Source organism: Pedobacter sp. MC2016-14, from assembly GCF_020991475.1.
GTDB lineage: Bacteria > Bacteroidota > Bacteroidia > Sphingobacteriales > Sphingobacteriaceae > Pedobacter.
This window is the reverse complement of record NZ_JAJMPA010000001.1, coordinates 1,023,961-1,043,682: the sequence shown is the minus strand read 5'-3', so window position 1 is coordinate 1,043,682 and position 19,722 is coordinate 1,023,961. Positions and strand designations below refer to the sequence as shown.

The window sequence follows — 19,722 nt, the reverse complement described above, 5'->3', positions numbered from 1 at the left end:
GATGAATTGGTTAGTATTAGGTTGTTTGTTTGTTCGTGATAAACTGCACTAAATAAAACGCAAATAACCGCAAATAATCAGAACTGCGGTAAATATATATAATATAATTTGGTTATTTTGCTTTCGAACAGCATATTAAAAAAGCATTTTGTAAAATTAATGTTGCAAAAAGACGCAAAAAACCGCAACAACACTATTAAAATTTTATCATTAAATTAGCCGAAAATTTAAAAATGTTAAAGAAGGAAAGACATGACATCATCATGCGACAGATCAATTTGCACAACCGTGTACTATCTTCAGATCTGGTAGAGCTACTTAATGTATCTGAAGATACCATTAGAAGGGACCTTCAGGAATTATCTGATCTTAACCAACTATCTAAAGTTCATGGTGGTGCTTTATCTAAATCCTATCAATCCTCCTTTGATGATACCGATATTTATGCTCGTGAGGCCAAAATCAGCATTGCGAAAAAAGCGACAAGCTTAATAAAAGACGGAATGGTTATAGTAACAGGAGGTGGAACTTCAATTATAGAACTGGTTAAGCAGTTACCTGAAAATTTACAGGCCACCTTTTTTACCATCAGCCCCTTTGTAGCCATAGAACTGGCAAAATATCCAAAAATGGAGGTTATTTTAATTGGTGGTAAGTTCTCTAAAAACTCTCAAATCACATACGGCGGTCATGTAATTAATCAGCTCTCAGAAATTAACGCCGATCTTTGTTTGCTAGGAACGAGTGCGATACACCCTAAAGACGGGCTTACAGATACGGATTGGGAAATTAACCAAATAAAGAAAACGATGTTAAGTACCTCAAGGAAAACTGCCATTTTATGTATCGCAGAAAAGCTAAACATATCCCTCAAACTTAAAGTGGCCTCTTTAACCAATATCCACTACCTGGTTACTGAACTTGACCCTAATTGTGAAGACCTGGACCCTTATAGGGTAAAGGACTTGCAGATCATATAATCCTTATTTAAACATGAGTTTATCCAGAAACAATTTAGCAAAAAATCTTATTTTAGTATAAATAACAAATTATAAGCAGATGAAATTTATCATTGAGATTTTATTAATGGGTCTTGTTTTATTACTAGGCGCCTATTTAGTGCCAGGGGTATCCGTTAATGGCTACGGTACAGCAATTATTGCCGCAATTATGATTGCTTTGGTTAATGCAACAATAGGATTTATATTGAGAATACTAACCTTGCCCATCAACATTCTTACGCTTGGGTTAGTCTCCTTCATTATTACCGTTTTAATGATTTTACTGGTATCGAACCTAATGTCCGGATTTGATGTGCGAGGATTCTGGTCCGCAGCTTTATTGGCAATAGTAGTTGCAATTCTTAAAGCGATTTTCGGCTCAATAGCTGGATTGGAAAGAAGATAACAAATAGTTCATGTTACCAGGCTGCGTCTGTCCATTCCTAAATAAAGTTTACGTAAGAGAGTTTTCAAAATAGAAAATGATTATGATAAATGAGAAGCCTAACAAAGGTAAGGGTGGGAGAAAAAACACCTATTCAGACAGTTTCAAAGTTCAGGTAGCCCTGGATTATTTAAATGGAAACTATAGCTACGCCCAGGTTGCAAAAAAATACGGTTTAAAAGAGAATAATGTTTGGTGGTTTGTATCTTGGTACAGAAAAAACCACGAAATTGTTATGCATGAGGAACCAGAAAAACCAGAAAATTCCTCTCCCGGCTCGGAAGACATCAAAACATTGGAGAAAAAGCTAGCTCTGGCTGAGATGAAAATTGCAGCCCTTGAGAAGGTCATCGCCATTGCCAATGAAGATTACCGGACAGATCTTAAAAAAAAGTTGCTACCAGGTGATCGCTGAACTTAGAGGGACGCGCAAATATTACAGTTTAGATAATCTTTGCGCAACATTTGGTTATACCAGGCAGGCCTGGTATAACCATCTAAAAAGATCTGAACTTCGGGTTTTTCAGGATCATATTGTGCTTCAAAGGATAAGGGAGATCAGAAAGGATCTGCCTAAAACCGGATGTATTAAGCTTTACAAGGAACTCAACAATGGCTTTCTACAGGCTTTGGGAATAACTATGGGCAGGGATGCTGTATTTGCTCTTGTGCGTGAGAATGGCATGTTGGTGAAGTCTAAGAAAAGACATGTGTCAACAACAAATTCATTTCATCGCTACAGGATACATCCTGATCTGGTGCAAAGAAAGGCCGCCCAGCAGGCAGAAGAAATATGGGTAAGTGATATTACCTATATCACTACGGTAACCGGATTCACCTATTTGTCCTTAATAACAGATGCGTATTCCAGGAAAATAGTAGGATACTATTTATCTAGGGACCTGAAAGCAGCAGGATGCATAAAGGCACTTAATCAGGCGGTAACAGCCAGGATATACCCTGAAAAAGCATTGATCCATCATTCTGACAGAGGTACACAGTACTGCTGTGATGATTATGTTTCGTTGCTCAGGAAAAAGACAATCCAGATCAGTATGACACAAACGGGAAGTCCTTATGATAATGCTATTGCTGAGCGCGTCAATGGAATACTCAAAGCTGAATTTGATCTTTATAAAACCTTTAAATCTCATAGCCAGGCAAGCGAAGCGGTAAACAGTGCAGTTTATAAATATAACAACTTGAGACTGCATGCCAGTTGCCAATATCAAACCCCTGAAATTACACACAGCAAAGAAAAAATAAACCTAAATCCTTTAAATCAAAGTTATGTAAACAAATATCAGAAAGAAAATATAGTATTGTAAACCAAATACAGTAATTACAAATTTCACAGTAAACTAATAGTAGTAATAAGACTTCTTAGTGTAAACTTATTCCAGTATAGGACAGTCCGGCATGCGTATATACCAACTTAACCATTGGCTTGAATCAACTTCGAGGTTGCTTAGGGGTTGAGTAACCTAAATGCCTTTCAACCTCGAAGTTGATCTGTACGTGATTCGAACGTGATTGCTTGATGGTATATACGCATGCCGGACGCACACACCGAGGAGGCTTTTGCCCCCATCACTATTTTAAAATTTCTCTGGAAATAACCAACTGCTGAATTTCTGAAGTACCCTCATAAATTTGAGTAATCTTAGCGTCCCGCATCAATCGTTCTACATGGTATTCTTTTACAAAACCATATCCACCATGTACTTGAACAGCCTCAACAGTTACTTCCATTGCAACTTTAGAGGCATACAGTTTAGCCATTGAACCAGCTAAAGTATAGGACAATCCTTGATCCTTTAACCAAGCTGCTTTATACACCAGCATTCGCGCAGCTTCAATTTTAGTTGCCATATCTGCCAATTTAAAGGCTATAGCCTGATGATCGGAAATAGGCTTACCAAATGACTTACGCTGCTTTGAGTAGTCAAGCGCCAACTCATAGGCGCCTGCAGCTATACCTAAAGCCTGAGCCGCAATACCAATACGACCTCCCTCTAAAGTCTTCATAGCAAACTTAAATCCAAAACCATCTTCACCGATACGGTTCTCTTTAGGCACTTTAACATCATTAAACATTAGCGAATGTGTATCGGAACCACGGATTCCCATTTTATTTTCTTTAGGGCCAACTGTAAATCCCTCCATTCCCTTTTCTACAATAAAGGCATTGATTCCCCGATGCTTTAAAGCACGGTCTGTTTGCGCGATAACAAGATAAGTGCTGGCAGTACCACCATTGGTAATCCAGTTTTTAGTGCCGTTAAGCAAGTAGTAATCTCCTTTATCTTCTGCAGTAGTTTGCTGAGAGGTGGCATCGGAACCCGCTTCTGGCTCTGACAAACAGAAAGCACCGATTTGCTGACCGGAAGCTAAAGGCTTTAAATATTTTTCTTTTTGATAATCTGAACCATATGCTTCTAAGCCGTAACAAACTAAGGAGTTGTTAACTGATACCACAACAGAGGCAGATGCGTCAATTTTAGACAATTCTTCCATTACCAGAACATATGAAAGCGCATCCAGACCACTCCCATTGTATTTTTCGGACACCATCATTCCTAAAAAGCCAAGTTCACCCAGCTTTTTTACTTGTTCTGCAGGAAATTTCTGATGTTCATCTCGCTCAATAACTCCAGGCTTCAGTTCATGCTGCGCAAAATCCCGCGCAGCCTGCTGGATCATCAGTTGTTCTTCGTTGAGTTGAAATAGCATAGTATGATTTATAATTAGTTAACCAAAGCTAGCTAATAATAACTAAATACTATGCAGCCATAGTAATATTTATACCAAAAGTCGGTTGTTATCGTCTGGAAAGACTAAGATTGGCACATATTTTTTAGCCTCTGCAATAGGTAAAGAGCCATAAGACATAATAATGAGTATATCGCCAACCTGAACTTTTCTGGCTGTTGCACCGTTTAAACAAACAGTTCCAGTGCCTCGTTCTCCCCTGATCACATAAGTTTCAAAACGCTCGCCATTATTATTGTTCACGATCTGTACTTTCTCATTTGCTATAATGCTTGCAGCATCCATCAAATCTTCGTCGATAGTAATACTGCCTACATAATGTAATTCGGCCTGTGTTACTTTAACACGGTGTATTTTCGATTTTAAAATCTCGATAATCATGGAGCAAAGTTAGCTAAAGTTCTGTGGGATTTATGTAAAAATGCGTTAGTTGAGAATTACGTTATCTATAAGGCGTGTTTCTCCAACTTTTGCAGCGACAAGCGCAATGCTATTTTGGGCCATCTTTTTATCTTCAGGCAGAAGCGTCTTCGTATCTGCTATGGTAAAATAATCAAGCTCTACTCCTGGTACACTATTGATGATCTGCTTTGCCTTTAGTACCAGTTGGGGAATAGTTTGCGACTCAAAGTTATCCTTTACATAATTTAATGCCTGACTAAGCACCAGGGCATTCTGCCTGTCGGAAGGGGAAAGATGAATATTTCTGGAACTCATTGCCAGACCATCATCTTCTCTTATAATAGGACAAGACACAATTTCTACAGGCATCTGGAAATGAGCAACCATATTTTGAATCATTAATACTTGCTGAAAATCTTTCTGACCAAAAAACGCTATATCAGGATTGGCTGCATCAAAAAGTTTTTTAACAATTTGGGTTACACCCTGATAGTGACCTTTTCTAAACTCGCCTTCCAATAAAAATTCTGCAGGTCCCAAATCAATATGCCAGCTTTCTGGCTGCGGGTACATCTCTTTTACCGAAGGCATAAACACATAATCGCAACCTGCTTCTTCCAGCATTTTTATATCATGCTCCAGGGGCCTTGGGTATTTTTCAAGATCCTTAGGGTCTGTAAACTGAGTAGGATTAACAAAGATGCTGCAAACCACTACATCCGCCAACTGTTTAGCCTTCTGGATTAGAGATACATGTCCACTATGCAAAGCGCCCATAGTAGGAACCAATGCAATTTTATGAACGGTAGATTTTATTGGCTGAAGCACTGACTTAAGTGCTGCAATTGTATTGATAATTTTCAAACTAACTGATATGGCTTTAAAAGCCAAAGTTGGTTAATTATAGTCAACCAACAAAACATTGACGTAATTATATTGATAAATTTGATTATTTTGCTTACCTTTGCCCCTTGATTATCTTTTCTTTAACATAATTTTATTTACGAATATGGAGATGGCAAAAACGAAGCTACTGATTGTTACACACGAGATGTCGCCTTTCCTTGAGCTCACTAAAATTTCAGAAATTACCCGCCAATTGCCTCAGGCCATGCAGGAAAAAGGATTTGAAATCCGCATTCTGATGCCTAGGTTCGGAAACATTAACGAAAGAAGGAACAGGCTGCACGAAGTTATTCGTTTATCCGGAATGAACATCATCATTGATGATAATGACAACCCCTTAATTATCAAGGTTGCCTCTATTCCTGCCGCTCGCATGCAAGTTTATTTTTTGGATAATGAAGATTATTTTCAACGTAAGTATGTTTTCAGAGACAAAGAAAGCAAGTTTTACGATGACAATGATGAAAGAATGATTTTCTTTTGTAAAGGTGCGCTGGAAACGGTAAAAAAACTTGGCTGGGCCCCTGATATTGTGCATTGCCATGGCTGGATGACTGCGCTGATCCCTGCATATATTAAAACTACCTACAAAAACGATCCTACGTTTAAGAATTCTAAAGTAATGTACTCTATTTATGACAACTGCTTTACCGAAACTTTAAACGTTGATTTACATAAAAAAGCGATTATGCCTGGCATGACCGCAGAGCACACCAAAATATTTGAAAAGGCAGACTGTAACGCATTGCATATGGGTGCTGTTACGTATTCAGATGCTATTGCTTTGGCTGGTGAACATATTGATGACGCTATGTTAAAATTTGTTAAAGATTCTAATAAGCCAACTTTAGCTTATAATTTAACCGAAAATTTTGAGAACTTCTACAGCATGTACGAAGAAATCTCAAATGAAGAATTGGTTTCAATAGCATAACTCAGGCCTTATTATTTTAAATATGAAATTTACAAAACTAGACTTATTGACCCTGTTGATAAGTCTTTTTCTTTTTGCATCTTGTGAAAACTCTAACACGATTGGACTGGATGTTGACCCCGCTACAGAGATACAGGGTAAACTGATAGACACCATTACAGTTAGTTCTAAAACTTTAACTGATGATGTTATTTCTACGATTGGGCTAACACGGTATCCTTTTGGTTATTTACAAGACCCGACTTTAGGAACTTCAGAAGCCAGCTTAGCGATGGCCATTAATGTACCTAGTACAAGTTTCCGTTTTGGTAAAAACGCAGTATTGGACTCTGCAGTTCTCGTACTTCCATACTCTACCCAATTTTATGGAGATACTACAATTTCCAGATATGCGGTAGAAGTGCATCAGTTGGCCAAAGACATTTCAATGGAGGAAAATTTCAAAAGTAATGTGGATTGGGCCTATGGCGATTTGCTTTCACAGCCTGCTTCCGGAAATGTAAATATCTTTAGAATACAACCAACAACAACTGTTAAGACTACGGACATTGTAACCGGCGCAGCAGATACGATTAAAACTGGCGTAGCACAGCTAAGAATTAAGTTAAATACTGCTGTAATGCAAAACAAGATTGTAAGTATTGACACCTTTAAATTAAACAACAGTGCGGCGCTTGCGGGTATTTTTAAAGGACTCCATTTACGCATCAATAAAAGCTTAAGTACAGGCACTGGCGGTATCATGTTTTTTGACATGAGCGGAACAAATTCAAGAATTGAGTTTTATTACAAAAGACCTAATGCCACAACTTCTACCAACATAGATACTGTAGCCTCGTATTTCCCTATCGCTTATGCATCTAACCCAGTTGCTGCTACTATCAAGCATACTTATACAACAGCAGTAAATGCGCAGCTTAACGACGTAAGCAACACACAGTACAATGTTACTTACTTACAAGGCCTTGGTGGTTTGAGAAACAAAATAACTTTTCCATATCTGGATAAGTTTTACGCAAATTTTGGAGTTAAAGCCGGCACTAAAATAATTGTTAATAAAGCTGAACTGGTAATTGATTTAAGCTCCGGAACAGATGTGACTCCTTTTACACCTGCACCAAGACTTGCATTATATCGTTATGATATCGCTGGTCAGAGAACTAACCTTCCAGACAATAGCAGCACTGATCAAAGAGCAACGGCTTTTGGCGGGTATTATGATGCCGTTAACAAGAAATATGTTTTTAGTGTAACCGCTTACCTTCAAGACTTACTTGATGGAAAACTTATAGATTATGGCACTTACCTTTCTACCAGTTCTTCAACTGAATTTAATGCAACTCCAGCACTTACTTCAAGTGCCAGATCAATCATCGGATCAAAAGCAAATGCGACTAATAAACTGAAGTTGAATGTATATTATACCGTAATCAACTAAGAAATTCCAAAAATAAAAAAGCCCCTCGCTAATCAGCAAGGGGCTTTTTTTGTTTACGAGCTTAGGTTATTATCTCTTTAGAATGGCAAATCGCCCGACAAATCACCCGGACTTGCAGTAAATTCATCTTCATTTTTTTGTGTTTGACCGACACCCGCCAATGGTTGAGCGGCGGTTTCAAAATCGCTTTTTCTACCAAGAATGGTAAAGTTTTCGGCTACAACTTCTGTAACGTACTTTTTCACCTTCTCCCTGTCCTCAAAAGAACGCGTTCTTAACTTACCTTCAACATAGATAAGCTTGCCTTTTTGCAGGTATTTAGAGGCTACTTCAGCTAAACCCCGCCAAAGAACAATGTTATGCCATTCTGTTTGTTCTACCCTTTTACCGTCTTTGTTGTAGGTTTCGGAGGTAGCTAGCGGAAAGCTGGCTACTGTTACACCTCCATCTAAATGCCGAACTTCCGGATCTTTTCCCAGATGTCCAACCAGAATTACTTTATTGATGCCTGACATATATAATTTATTATTTGGTTAAATAGAAGTTTAAAAAATCGGTGATCATTTTTGGCTGAGGAAGCTCCTCTAACTCTGACAGATCTACCCATTTAAATGTGCTATCGTGATTAAAGTTAAGGATATAATTCTCTAAACCAAAAAACTCGGCAAATATAGTTTGATGGGTGAGTAAATGCTTTACTTTCATGATTGGCTTAATAACAACGTTTGCACCAAATTTGTGTTTAACTTTATTTACTAAGCCAGCTTCAAAGAGATTATCTTCCTGCTCCGTTTCAATCATCGGAAAATCGTATAAATGCTGCCAAATATCCCCTGCCCCACGGTGATTTAGTAAAATTCGACCTTCTTCTACGCATATGAAATAGTTAAAATAACGATTTCGTTTGATCAGCTTTTTTAACTTAACCGGCAATTGATTTACCTGGTTATGCTGATAAGCATAACAACCTGACTGAACCGGACAGAGCCCACACACTGGAGATTTTGGTTTACATTGTAAAGCGCCAAATTCCATAATTGCCTGGTTATATACCGAAGCATCCTGACCTTCTATAAGACTTTGCGCGAGTGCAGAGAACTCCTTTTTACCAATGCTACTGTTGATGGGATGGTTAACCCCAAAATACCTGGACAACACTCTAAACACATTTCCATCCAATACCGCTTTTATCTCGCCCGAAGAAAAGGAAGAAATAGCTGCAGCTGTATATTCCCCTACTCCTTTTAACTTAATTAATTCATTATACTGTACTGGAAAAACACCATCATAAAGATCGTTAACTTGTTGTGCGGTGAACAACATATTCCTGCCGCGTGAATAATAGCCCAGGCCTTGCCAGAGTTTTAAAACCTGTGTTTCTGAGGCTGAAGCAAAGTCGCCCACCGTTGGATAAGCCTCCAGGAATTTATTAAAATAAGGAAGTCCCTGCTCTACTCTTGTTTGCTGAAGGATAATTTCAGAAAGCCAGATAACGTATGCATCCTTTGTTGAACGCCAGGGAAGATTTCGTTTATTAATTTGGTACCAGGAGATGATTTCATTTTGAAAATCCATGGTACAAAAATACAAGCTAATTGGTCGCTTTTTATAAAACTTGCAATTCCCTGATTGTTTGGGGCGCAAATAAATCATCTTTTATTTTCCTATCTCATTAAAAAGCAATACTTTTGCAACCCCAAAACACTTATAATATTCAAATAACAATAAACTAATAATAGAAAATATGACTAAGGCAGATATTATTTCAGAAATATCATCAAAAACAGGAATTGAAAAAGTAGATGTACAGGAGACTGTAGAGGCGTTTTTCAAAGTGATCAAGAGCAGTATGATCGGAGGAGAAAATGTTTACGTTAGGGGTTTTGGAAGTTTCGTAGTTAAAAAAAGAGCACAAAAAACTGCAAGAAATATCTCAAAAAACACGGCTATTATTATCCCGGAACACTTTGTTCCAAGCTTTAAACCAGCAAAAGTTTTTGTTGAAAAAGTAAAAAACAACTCTAAACAATTAGCTTAATATTCCAGGCATTACATGAAAACTAACACTCGTTTAAAACAGACAATTATTATAGGGGCAGTAGTGCTTCTTGTAGCATTTTTGTTTACGCGTGATGTTAAAAGTCTTGTAAAGCCGAAGGAGGAAACAACAAATGTTCCGGCATCCGGACAACTTACAACTTCCACAGCGCAGGAAATTAGCTTATCAGAAGTATCAACTACTGGCAAGAATGTAATTGGATCTGCACTAGCTACAGAGATTACCTCATTAGAAACTGCCTTTAAAGCAGCTTCTGATGAGGATAAACTTAAAGAAGCTCAATTGCTGGCCCAAAAATGGGACGATGTAGAGCAACCTGTTCCAAGTGCATTATACCTTGAAATTATAGCCAATAAAGAGGAAACCCTCAACAATTGGCTAAATGCGGGTCTCCGCTTCATGAAAGCTTATGATATTACGAGAGATAGTGTATTACAGCCGGCATTGTTACAAAAAGCTAACGCAGCCTATACTAAGGCGCTTAATCTTGATTCCACAAACACAGATGCGAAAACAGGTTTGGGCATTACCATTGTAAATGGTATGGGTATGCCTATGCAGGGTATAGCAATGTTGCTGGAAGTAGTTAAAAAAGAACCGAGAAATATTAAAGCAAATATGAGTTTGGGCACTTTTGCTATTAAATCGGGACAGTTTGATAAAGCGATTACCAGGTTCAACGATATTATTGCCATTAAGCCATCACCTGATGCTTATTTTTATCTGGCAACAGCATATGAAAACCTGGGCAAAAATAAGGAAGCTGTAAGTGCTTACTTAAATAGTAAGAAACTGGCTGCCAACCCAACTCTTTCTACTTTTATAGATAAAAGAGTGGCGGAGTTGAAAGAAAAAATTTAATAAACAGATTTAAAATATTTAAAAACTAAGATTATGCCAAGCGGTAAAAAAAGAAAAAGACATAAAATGGCTACCCATAAACGTAAAAAACGTTTAAGAAAAAACAGACATAAGAAAAAATAGTCTTTTTTATGTAACCGTACCAACAATGATATATACCTTGATAACTTCATGGTATATATTGTTGTTTGTACTGTTTTTTATAGTCCATGTATTAATAAGGCAGCAATGCCTTGAAATCTATAGCTTTTGGTAAAGGAATTAATTATCGATTCAACTCCTCTTGGAGTAACCATAGCTTTAATTGAAGACAAATACCTTGTAGAACTTCATAAAGAACGCATCAACAACAATTATGCTGTTGGAGACATCTATTTAGGCCGCATTAAGAAAATTATGCCGGGTTTAAATGCTGCGTTTGTTGATGTGGGATATGAGAAAGATGCGTTTTTGCATTATTTTGACCTTGGTCCGCAGGTACAGTCTTTAATAAAGCTTACAAAAATTAAGCGAAATGGTAGTGCTGGCGGAACACTTTTAGATAACTTAAAACTTGAAGCCGATATCAATAAGGCAGGCAAGATATCCGAAATTGTATCCAAAAACATGATCGTCCCGGTTCAAATAGCCAAAGAGCCTATTTCTACCAAAGGACCTCGTTTAAGTTCAGACCTTTCAATAGCGGGCCGTTATATTGTATTGGTCCCCTTCTCTAATGTCATTTCCATTTCCAAAAAAATTAAGAGCAATACAGAACGTAATCGCCTAAAAAAGATTATTGAAAGTATTAAACCCAAAAATTTTGGCGTTATCATCAGAACTGTTTCTGAAGATAAAGGAGTGTCAGAACTACAAAAGGATCTACTTGATTCTGTAGCTAAATGGGAGAATTTCATGAAAAAATTGCCCGATGCAGAACCTTCCAAACGTGTTTGGGGAGAAATGGATCGGACATCGACGTTAATTCGTGATATCCTGAGTACCGACTTTACTAATGTATATGTAAATGATCCCGGACTTTTCGACGATATCAAATCTTATGTTCATGAAATCTCTCCGGAAATGGAGAAGATCGTAAAGCAGTATAAAGGCAAAGAGCCTATATTCGAGCATTTCGGTATTGAAAAACAAATTAAAAACGGCTTTGGAAAAACCGTAAACCTTCCTGGCGGCGCCTATCTTGTTGTAGAACATACAGAGGCCCTTCACGTTATTGACGTAAATAGTGGCAACAGAACTGCCAGTAAAGAGAACCAGGAAGAAAATGCTTTACAAGTAAACAAGGAAGCAGCTAAAGAAATTGCACGTCAGCTTAGGCTACGTGATATGGGTGGGATTGTGGTCATCGATTTTATTGACATGCACAAACCTGTAAACCGTAAAATGCTATTTGACCATTTGCGTGACCTGATGCAACTTGACAGGGCCAAGCACACGATATTGCCGCCGAGTAAATTTGGTTTGGTACAAATTACCCGGCAAAGGGTAAGGCCAGAAATGAACATCGTGACGAACGAAAAATGTCCTGCATGTGGTGGTACCGGTGAAATTAAGGCTAGTATTGTTTTGATGGATGACATTGAGAACAACCTCAATTATATTCTTCAGGAACAAAATGAAAAAAATATTACGCTTTGTGTACATCCGTACATTGAAGCATTTATTAAAAAAGGTATTGTTTCATTGCAGTGGAAATGGTTCTTTAAATTTGGTCAGCGGATCAAAATAAAGGCTGTTTCATCTTACAACCTAACTGAGTTTCATTTCCTTTCATCAAAAGATGAAGAGATAAAATTATAGTAAGCCTATGTCTTTATCACAAGCCTGGTTCTATTTTAGAATCAGGCTTGTTTGTTTAAGGCCATTTTTGGGAAATATGTGGAAGAGCCGGCCCTATATCTGACACAATTGACTAAATTCGAACTTCTAAAAAATAAAACATTGGCTAAAACGAAATCAGCATTTTTCTGTCAGAGTTGTGGGTACGAATCTGCCCGATGGCTGGGCAAATGTCCTTCCTGCAATTCGTGGAATACATTTGTAGAAGAAATTATTGAAAAGGCCGAAGCCAGGGTACCAACCTGGAAAACTGCTAACGGAACCACCCGATCAAATAAACCCAGTAAGGTTAATTTGATTGTATCATCTGAAGAAAAGAGAATATTTACAGGAGATCAGGAACTTGACAGGGTTTTGGGCGGCGGACTTGTAACCGGATCCGTAACCTTAATTGGGGGCGAACCGGGCATAGGTAAATCTACCTTAATGCTTCAATTGGCTTTAAGTTTAAAAGGCAAAAAGATCTTATATATATCTGGAGAGGAAAGTGAACAACAGATTAAAATGCGTGCAGAGCGAATTACCAATACGCCTGATGCCGATTGTTACATTCTTACGGAAACCTCTACTCAAAATATTTTCAAACAAATTGAGGCTTTGGAACCGGAAATCATTATTGTGGATTCTATTCAGACCTTACATTCGGCACATATTGATGCTACGCCCGGAAGTGTATCACAGGTGCGGGAATGCACTGCGGAACTTCTGCGTTTTGCGAAGGAAACCGATACGCCAGTAATATTAATTGGCCATATTACAAAAGACGGAGCCATTGCAGGCCCTAAGATCCTTGAGCATATGGTTGATACTGTATTACAATTTGAAGGCGACAGACATCATATTTACCGAATATTACGTGCCATCAAAAACCGATTTGGTGCTGCAGCGGAGTTGGGAATTTATGCCATGGACAGTACCGGACTACGGCAGGTATCAAACCCCTCTGAGATTTTATTATCGCAAAGAGATGAAGAGCTTAGTGGCATAGCCATTTCGGCTACATTGGAGGGCGCCAGACCGATGCTAATAGAAACCCAGGCTCTTGTTAGCCTGGCAGCCTATGGAACGCCTCAGCGCTCTGCTACAGGCTTTGACACAAGACGAATGAATATGCTATTGGCGGTACTTGAAAAAAGATGTGGTTTCAAACTAAGTACGCGTGATGTTTTTTTAAATATTGCAGGTGGCATTAAAGTTGAAGATCCTGCAATAGATCTTGCAATTTTGGTGGCCATCATCTCCTCTCACGAAGACATATCAATTTCTTCGAAGAACTGTTTTGCTGCAGAAGTTGGGCTTTCCGGAGAAATAAGAGCTGTAAACAGAATAGATCAGCGCATTTCAGAAGCGGAAAAATTAGGCTTTGAACGCATTTTTGTATCAAAATATAACCTAAAAGGAATAGCGCAGGAAAAATATAATATTGAGCTTGTAGGGGTAAGTAAAATAGAAGATGTGTTCAATTTTCTATTTGGCTAACAACGAGAAGTATTTCCCCAAAACTACACGGAGTGTAGAAAAAAACACCCAAATAGAGTATCCCCAAAAAATCAGGCAGATACTGAAACCCATTTATAGTCAAACAATTCCTGTAGTTGTTCTCTGACGATTAGCTTGGGTACGAAATTTGAAAAGAGATTATTGTTCCAATCCGATCATGGGTTTTAACGTAACAATAGGGATGATTATCCTCGCTTTCGTAAGATTGCGAGGATTTTTTTATACAATTAATTGCTATATTTATTAAAAATATAAATATGATCATAGCAATAATCACCATCGCACTCTTTCTGCTAGTTGGAATAGCCATTTACAACTCACTAATTGGCAAGAAAAACCAGGTTACTAATGCATTTTCAGCAATTGACGTAATGCTAAAAAAACGGTATGATTTAATCCCGAATCTTGTTGAAGTTGTGAAACAATATTCAGCATATGAAGAAAACACACTTACAAAGATTACGGGTCTGAGGGCAAAAGCTGCATCAGGGACTTTAAATAATCAGGAAAAGATTGAGCTTGACAAACAAATTGGGTCTGCAGTAAATGGGATGATGCTTACCGTAGAAAATTATCCGGACTTGAAAGCCAACCAAAATTTTTTAAACTTACAATCTACATGGACAGAGAGCGAAGAACAAATTGCAGCTGCCCGAAGAAATTATAATGCTTCAGTTACAGCTTATAACGATGCCATTATGATGTTTCCTGGGAACATTTTTGCAGGCATGATGAACTACCAGCCCATTAATGTTATAGAAAACACCGTAGAAGAAAGGCAAAATATAAGCGCCAAGGACTTATTTAAAAATTGATGTCTCAGGATTATCACAGTCAGCCTGCATTAAATAATGTATTGCAGGAATTAGAGCTGGTACGGCTAAAAATTAAGTCTACCCGGGTTAAGGCAATTACATGGATTGCATTGGGCGCGCTTTACACTACCATTGCTTTTATAATTGGACTTGCCGTTATTTGGGCTTATCTCCCTGGCATCCTGACCTTAATTTATGGAGTCTATTTATATTCCTCAACAGCCACCTCCTTTTCGCAATATAAAAATGATTTTAAAAAACGTATAATAGGCACTGCCTTAAAATCAATTAACGAAAGTCTGGTTATAGAACCTAATACGGGCATGAGCAGGTCAGAATTTGTCTCTTCGCAGCTTTTCTCGCAAAATCCCGATCGATATAGCAGTGAAGACCAGGTAAGCGGGAAGGCAGACAAGACTTCATTTTACTTTTCAGAAGTGCATGCAGAATATAAAACTGTTAGTACAGATAGCAAAGGAAGAAGACAAGAATCGTGGCATGAAATTTTAAAAGGCATTGTCTTTGTTGCCGATTTTAACAAAGATTTTAAAGGCTTTACTATTGTGCGTCCTAAAAGCATAGGCAGTCAAATCACATCCTGGATTTCGAAAGCAATGCCCGGTATCTTTTCATCAGGCAACACCCTGGTTGTGCTGGAAAATGTTGCCTTTAATAACCTGTTTACTACGCATTCAACTGACCAAATAGAAGCCAGATACATTCTTACCCCGGCATTAATGGACAAGCTTTGTAGCCTTAATGATAAATGCAAATACACCATTTCAGTTTCATTTGTAAAAAGCAGCCTCTATATTGCATTTCCTCTGGATCATAATTACTTTGAACCGCCTGTGTACAAGAGCCTGCTCCTACCATCTTGTATAGAAGAAGATTTAAGTGTAATTCGTTTTATGCATGACATTATAACTGATCTGGATTTGAACACCAGGATCTGGAGCAAATCTTAAATCTGCATTTTGCGTATAAAAAAAGGCCCCGTAAGGGGCCTTTCACATATCTATTTACTTAAGTACATAGACTTATCTTTATATAACTTTCTGAAATATGGGTCTTCTAAATCTTTAATGAAACGAATTGCCTCACCTGTGGATTTCATTTCAGGACCAAGTTCTTTTTGAACTTCCGGAAACTTATCAAAAGAGAATACCGGTTCTTTAATTGCATATCCCTGAAGCTTACGCTCAATGGTAAAATCTTTGAGTTTATTTACCCCTAACATCACTCTTGCGGCAATATTAATGTAAGGAACATCATATGCTTTAGCAATAAATGGAACAGTACGTGAAGCCCTTGGATTTGCCTCAATTACATAAACCATTTCATCTTTAACAGCAAACTGAATGTTCAACAATCCAATTACATTAAGCGCCTTTGCTATCTTAATAGAATATGCTTCCATATCAGCAATCACCTTTGCCGACAAGCTAAATGGCGGCAATACAGCACTTGAATCTCCAGAGTGAATACCAGCAGGTTCAATATGTTCCATTAACCCAACAATGTGAACATCCTCTCCATCGCAAATAGAATCTGACTCTGTCTCTTCTGCTCTATCAAGGAAATGATCAATCAAAACCCTGTTTCCAGGAAGATCACCTAATAGCTTAACAACAGCTTTTTCCAGATCTTCATCGTTGATTACGATGCTCATACCTTGTCCACCCAGTACATAACTTGGGCGAACCAATACCGGATAACCTACTTCGTTTGCAACAACAATGGCCTCTTCAGCATTTTCTGCTACACCGTATTTAGGATAAGGGATTTCAAGTTCCTTTAATAAATCCGAAAAACGACCACGATCTTCTGCAACGTCCATATCATTGTATGAAGTTCCAATGATCTTAATGCCATTTTGCTCCAGCTTCTCAGCCATTTTAAGTGCAGTTTGTCCGCCCAACTGAACGATAACACCTACTGGCTTTTCAAGATCGATGATTTCGCGAACATGCTCCCAGAATACTGGCTCAAAGTATAACTTATCTGCCATGTTGAAATCTGTAGAAACAGTTTCAGGATTACAGTTCACCATGATGGCTTCAAAACCACTTTCTTTTGCAGCAAGTAAACCATGCACACAAGAGTAATCAAACTCTATACCCTGGCCAATTCTATTTGGTCCTGAGCCAAGCACAATAATTTTCTTCCTGTCTGACGGTGTTGATTCATTTTCTTCCTCAAAAGTAGAATAGTAATAAGGAGTTTTGGCAGAGAACTCTGCTGCGCAGGTATCCACCATTTTATAAACACGCTTAATACCGAGAGCCTTTCTACGCTCGTAAACTTCATCTTCAGAAACATTCCCTAGCAAATAGGCAATCTGCACATCAGAGAAACCTTTTTGTTTAAGCGTAAAGAAGAAGTCTTTAGGGATATTATTTAACGAATAACGTTTAAGTTCTACCTCCAACTGGACCAGCTCATGGATTTGAGCTAAAAACCATTTATCGATTTTAGTGACCTTACGAATGGACTCAAGAGGCACACCCATGCTCATCGCATCTTTAATCAGGAACAAACGGTTCCAGCTTGGATGCTCCAAACCATGCATAATCTCTTCAATACTTCTATTGTGCCTTCCATCGGCACCTAATCCTGCACGGCCTATTTCTAAACTCTGACATGCTTTTTGAAGGGCTTCAATAAAGCTACGGCCAATACCCATAACTTCACCTACAGATTTCATCTGCAGTCCCAGCTCCATATTAGCTCCTTTAAACTTGTCGAAATTCCAACGTGGAATTTTAACAATCACATAATCCAGAGTAGGCTCAAAATAAGCGGAGGTAGTTTTGGTAATTTGATTTTCTATTTCATCCAGATTGTATCCAATGGCCAGTTTAGAGGCAATTTTTGCAATCGGATAGCCTGTAGCTTTACTTGCCAATGCAGAAGAACGTGATACCCTTGGATTAATTTCGATAGCGATGATATCGTCATTATCAGGATTAACCGAGAACTGCACATTACAACCACCAGCAAAATTACCTATGGCGCGCATCATCTTGATAGCTTGATTACGCATATCCTGATAACAGGTATCAGACAGGGTCATTGCTGGGGCAACGGTAATGGAATCACCAGTATGAATACCCATCGGATCAAAGTTTTCAATAGAGCAAATGATAATTACATTATCGTTGCTATCTCTCAACAACTCCAATTCATATTCTTTCCAACCCAATACCGCTTTTTCAACCAATACCTCGTGAGTTGGAGACGCTTCTAAACCACGCATTAAAGCATGGTCAAACTCTTCCTTTTTATGAACAAATCCACCACCAGATCCTCCAAGTGTGTAAGAAGGACGGATAACCAAAGGGTAACCGATTTGCTGTGCAGCTTCTTTACCCTCAAGAAATGAGTTGGCAATTTTAGATGGAGCAACGCCCACACCTATATCTACCATTAACTGGCGGAATGCCTCACGGTTTTCTGTTTTTTCAATGGCATCGATGTCTACACCAATAATCCTTACACCATACTTTTCCCAAATTCCACGTTCGTCAGCTTCTTTACAAAGGTTTAATGCAGTTTGGCCACCCATAGTTGGCAATACCGCATCAATTTTACGCTCTTGTAAAATCTGCTCAACTGAATCAACTGTCAATGGCCATAAATAAACATGGTCACCAATAACCTTATCGGTCATGATTGTTGCAGGGTTTGAATTGATGATGGATACTTCAATGCCTTCCTCTTTTAAAGATAAGGCAGCCTGGGATCCTGAATAATCAAATTCACAGGCCTGGCCTATAATAATAGGTCCGGATCCGATAATTAATACTGAGCGTATGGAGGTGTCTTTAGGCATATTGGCTTTAAAATTTAGCGCGGGAATTTCTATGCTTTAGAGAGAATATCCCGACTGTTCTGTCGGGATGCAAAGTTACGCTTTTAGAAGATACAAAAGCGAGGTTTTTTAAAAAACACTTTTAATTTAGATAAGCCTAAAGAATTGAAGTCATATAACAGTCAGAAATACCGATTGTCCAGTACCCTCTTGTACTAGTGCGCCACAATCTTCGTTAAATAATCAGATTACCAATGGAGGCATCAGTACTTCATAATAGTTTGTTTGGTTTATACCGGAAGGGCGTAGTTTCCCTTCCGGATTTTTTTGTGTTACATTTGGCATATGCTTAAGAAAATAGCCATTGTTGGACCAGAAAGTACAGGCAAATCAACCTTAACACAGCAACTTGCCAGACATTATCAAACTTTGTGGGTAGCGGAATATGCTCGATACTACTGTGAACATTTGACCCGAGATTGCACCCTACAGGATGAAATTAATATGTTTCATGGACAGATTGCACTGGAAGACTCAATAGTGGCCATTGCTGAAAAAGATTTTATCTTTTGTGACATCACCGTATTAACTGTAAAAATATTTTGTGATGATGTATTTGGAGGCACCCCTCAAATGGTATTGGATGCAGTTAAATCTAAAAAATATGACCTCTACTTATTGATGGATATTGATTTGCCATGGCAAAATGACCCATTACGTGGCTCGGCCGGTAGACGAGGTCATTTTATGGAGGTATGGAAAAAAGAATTGGAGGGTTTAAATGCAAATTATAGAATTATAAGCGGGATAGAAGACAGGCTGATTAATGCTATAGAAACTGTGGACACCTTTTTACAATCTCACTAAATATCTTTGCTAGGCGATTAGAATATTATTTCTACATTTGCCACATCAAAAGGGGGTGCCTTGTTTGTA

19 protein-coding genes are annotated in these 19,722 nt (G+C 38.2%); 13 read left to right on the top strand and 6 right to left on the bottom strand.

What is annotated here, in order from left to right; translation table 11 throughout:
* The first annotated feature begins 233 nt into the window (after positions 1-233).
* From LPB86_RS04380 to LPB86_RS04365, 4 genes are all read left to right on the top strand, one after another.
* Positions 234-980, top strand: a complete 747-nt coding sequence (locus LPB86_RS04380; protein WP_230641329.1) for a DeoR/GlpR family DNA-binding transcription regulator — start codon at positions 234-236, stop codon at positions 978-980.
* 79 nt (positions 981-1,059) lie between these two features.
* Positions 1,060-1,407: a phage holin family protein gene (locus LPB86_RS04375; protein WP_230641327.1), complete on the top strand. Its 348-nt coding sequence runs from the start codon at positions 1,060-1,062 to the stop codon at positions 1,405-1,407.
* Between the two features lie 76 nt (positions 1,408-1,483).
* Positions 1,484-1,861 carry a transposase gene (locus LPB86_RS04370; RefSeq protein WP_230641324.1) on the top strand — a complete coding sequence of 126 codons (378 nt, stop codon included), beginning with the start codon at positions 1,484-1,486 and terminating at the stop codon, positions 1,859-1,861.
* The gene (locus LPB86_RS04365) at positions 1,809-2,774 is read left to right on the top strand and encodes an IS3 family transposase (protein ID WP_230641323.1); all 966 of its coding nucleotides are present in this window, start codon (positions 1,809-1,811) and stop codon (positions 2,772-2,774) included. Before LPB86_RS04370 ends, LPB86_RS04365 begins: the two co-directional genes overlap by 53 nt.
* A 265-nt stretch (positions 2,775-3,039) precedes the next feature.
* Here the strand turns inward: LPB86_RS04365 and LPB86_RS04360 are convergent, their stop codons facing one another.
* From LPB86_RS04360 to panC, 3 genes are all read right to left on the bottom strand, one after another.
* Positions 3,040-4,179, bottom strand: coding sequence for an acyl-CoA dehydrogenase (locus tag LPB86_RS04360; RefSeq protein WP_230641322.1), 1,140 nt, complete (start codon positions 4,177-4,179; stop codon positions 3,040-3,042).
* A gap of 69 nt (positions 4,180-4,248) precedes the next feature.
* Entirely contained in the window at positions 4,249-4,599 is a 351-nt protein-coding gene (panD, locus tag LPB86_RS04355) for an aspartate 1-decarboxylase (protein WP_230641321.1), read from the bottom strand.
* A gap of 45 nt (positions 4,600-4,644) precedes the next feature.
* The gene (gene panC / locus LPB86_RS04350) at positions 4,645-5,484 is read right to left on the bottom strand and encodes a pantoate--beta-alanine ligase (RefSeq protein WP_230641320.1); all 840 of its coding nucleotides are present in this window, start codon (positions 5,482-5,484) and stop codon (positions 4,645-4,647) included.
* A 151-nt stretch (positions 5,485-5,635) separates the two neighbouring features.
* Between panC and LPB86_RS04345 the strand changes: the two genes are divergently transcribed.
* A complete protein-coding gene (locus LPB86_RS04345) occupies positions 5,636-6,460 on the top strand; it encodes a glycogen/starch synthase (RefSeq protein WP_230641319.1) in 825 nt (274 codons plus the stop codon).
* 22 nt (positions 6,461-6,482) lie between these two features.
* Complete coding sequence (locus tag LPB86_RS04340; protein ID WP_230641318.1) at positions 6,483-7,898, top strand: DUF4270 family protein; 1,416 nt, start codon at positions 6,483-6,485, stop codon at positions 7,896-7,898.
* Positions 7,899-7,975: 77 nt separating this feature from the next.
* Here LPB86_RS04340 and LPB86_RS04335 read toward each other — a convergent pair whose 3' ends face one another.
* The gene (locus LPB86_RS04335) at positions 7,976-8,413 is read right to left on the bottom strand and encodes a single-stranded DNA-binding protein (RefSeq protein ID WP_230641317.1); all 438 of its coding nucleotides are present in this window, start codon (positions 8,411-8,413) and stop codon (positions 7,976-7,978) included.
* Positions 8,414-8,423: 10 nt separating this feature from the next.
* Complete coding sequence (gene mutY / locus LPB86_RS04330; RefSeq protein WP_230641316.1) at positions 8,424-9,473, bottom strand: A/G-specific adenine glycosylase; 1,050 nt, start codon at positions 9,471-9,473, stop codon at positions 8,424-8,426.
* Between the two features lie 169 nt (positions 9,474-9,642).
* Here mutY and LPB86_RS04325 point away from each other — a divergent pair, with 169 nt between their 5' ends.
* From LPB86_RS04325 to LPB86_RS04295, 6 genes are all read left to right on the top strand, one after another.
* Complete coding sequence (locus LPB86_RS04325; protein WP_230641315.1) at positions 9,643-9,936, top strand: HU family DNA-binding protein; 294 nt, start codon at positions 9,643-9,645, stop codon at positions 9,934-9,936.
* A gap of 15 nt (positions 9,937-9,951) precedes the next feature.
* Positions 9,952-10,818, top strand: coding sequence for a M48 family metallopeptidase (locus LPB86_RS04320; protein ID WP_230641314.1), 867 nt, complete (start codon positions 9,952-9,954; stop codon positions 10,816-10,818).
* Positions 10,819-11,067: 249 nt separating this feature from the next.
* On the top strand, positions 11,068-12,618 hold the full coding sequence (locus LPB86_RS04310; RefSeq protein WP_230641313.1) for an Rne/Rng family ribonuclease: 1,551 nt from the start codon (positions 11,068-11,070) through the stop codon (positions 12,616-12,618).
* A 141-nt stretch (positions 12,619-12,759) separates the two neighbouring features.
* Positions 12,760-14,136, top strand: a complete 1,377-nt coding sequence (gene radA / locus LPB86_RS04305; protein WP_230641312.1) for a DNA repair protein RadA — start codon at positions 12,760-12,762, stop codon at positions 14,134-14,136.
* A 278-nt stretch (positions 14,137-14,414) separates the two neighbouring features.
* Positions 14,415-14,972, top strand: a complete 558-nt coding sequence (locus tag LPB86_RS04300; RefSeq protein ID WP_230641311.1) for a LemA family protein — start codon at positions 14,415-14,417, stop codon at positions 14,970-14,972.
* A complete protein-coding gene (locus LPB86_RS04295; RefSeq protein WP_230641310.1) occupies positions 14,972-15,940 on the top strand; it encodes a DUF3137 domain-containing protein in 969 nt (322 codons plus the stop codon). The genes LPB86_RS04300 and LPB86_RS04295 overlap by 1 nt, the downstream gene beginning before the upstream one ends.
* A gap of 50 nt (positions 15,941-15,990) precedes the next feature.
* Here the strand turns inward: LPB86_RS04295 and carB are convergent, their stop codons facing one another.
* A complete protein-coding gene (gene carB, locus LPB86_RS04290; RefSeq protein ID WP_230641309.1) occupies positions 15,991-18,807 on the bottom strand; it encodes a carbamoyl-phosphate synthase large subunit in 2,817 nt (938 codons plus the stop codon).
* 324 nt (positions 18,808-19,131) lie between these two features.
* On the opposite strand from carB, the gene LPB86_RS04285 reads away from it, so the two are divergent.
* Entirely contained in the window at positions 19,132-19,653 is a 522-nt protein-coding gene (locus LPB86_RS04285; RefSeq protein ID WP_230641308.1) for an AAA family ATPase, read from the top strand.
* Positions 19,654-19,722 lie beyond the last annotated feature (69 nt).

What these genes read in the sequence shown, in the direction of transcription:
- LPB86_RS04380 (WP_230641329.1), top strand. Translation starts at nt 234, where the DNA reads ATGTTAAAGAAGGAAAGACATGACATCATCATGCGACAGATCAATTTG.
- LPB86_RS04375 (WP_230641327.1), top strand. Translation starts at nt 1,060, where the DNA reads ATGAAATTTATCATTGAGATTTTATTAATGGGTCTTGTTTTATTACTA.
- LPB86_RS04370 (WP_230641324.1), top strand. Translation starts at nt 1,484, where the DNA reads ATGATTATGATAAATGAGAAGCCTAACAAAGGTAAGGGTGGGAGAAAA.
- LPB86_RS04365 (WP_230641323.1), top strand. Translation starts at nt 1,809, where the DNA reads ATGAAGATTACCGGACAGATCTTAAAAAAAAGTTGCTACCAGGTGATC.
- LPB86_RS04360 (WP_230641322.1), bottom strand. Translation starts at nt 4,179, where the DNA reads ATGCTATTTCAACTCAACGAAGAACAACTGATGATCCAGCAGGCTGCG.
- panD (WP_230641321.1), bottom strand. Translation starts at nt 4,599, where the DNA reads ATGATTATCGAGATTTTAAAATCGAAAATACACCGTGTTAAAGTAACA.
- LPB86_RS04345 (WP_230641319.1), top strand. Translation starts at nt 5,636, where the DNA reads ATGGCAAAAACGAAGCTACTGATTGTTACACACGAGATGTCGCCTTTC.
- LPB86_RS04340 (WP_230641318.1), top strand. Translation starts at nt 6,483, where the DNA reads ATGAAATTTACAAAACTAGACTTATTGACCCTGTTGATAAGTCTTTTT.
- LPB86_RS04335 (WP_230641317.1), bottom strand. Translation starts at nt 8,413, where the DNA reads ATGTCAGGCATCAATAAAGTAATTCTGGTTGGACATCTGGGAAAAGAT.
- mutY (WP_230641316.1), bottom strand. Translation starts at nt 9,473, where the DNA reads ATGGATTTTCAAAATGAAATCATCTCCTGGTACCAAATTAATAAACGA.
- LPB86_RS04325 (WP_230641315.1), top strand. Translation starts at nt 9,643, where the DNA reads ATGACTAAGGCAGATATTATTTCAGAAATATCATCAAAAACAGGAATT.
- LPB86_RS04320 (WP_230641314.1), top strand. Translation starts at nt 9,952, where the DNA reads ATGAAAACTAACACTCGTTTAAAACAGACAATTATTATAGGGGCAGTA.
- LPB86_RS04300 (WP_230641311.1), top strand. Translation starts at nt 14,415, where the DNA reads ATGATCATAGCAATAATCACCATCGCACTCTTTCTGCTAGTTGGAATA.
- LPB86_RS04295 (WP_230641310.1), top strand. Translation starts at nt 14,972, where the DNA reads ATGTCTCAGGATTATCACAGTCAGCCTGCATTAAATAATGTATTGCAG.
- carB (WP_230641309.1), bottom strand. Translation starts at nt 18,807, where the DNA reads ATGCCTAAAGACACCTCCATACGCTCAGTATTAATTATCGGATCCGGA.
- LPB86_RS04285 (WP_230641308.1), top strand. Translation starts at nt 19,132, where the DNA reads ATGCTTAAGAAAATAGCCATTGTTGGACCAGAAAGTACAGGCAAATCA.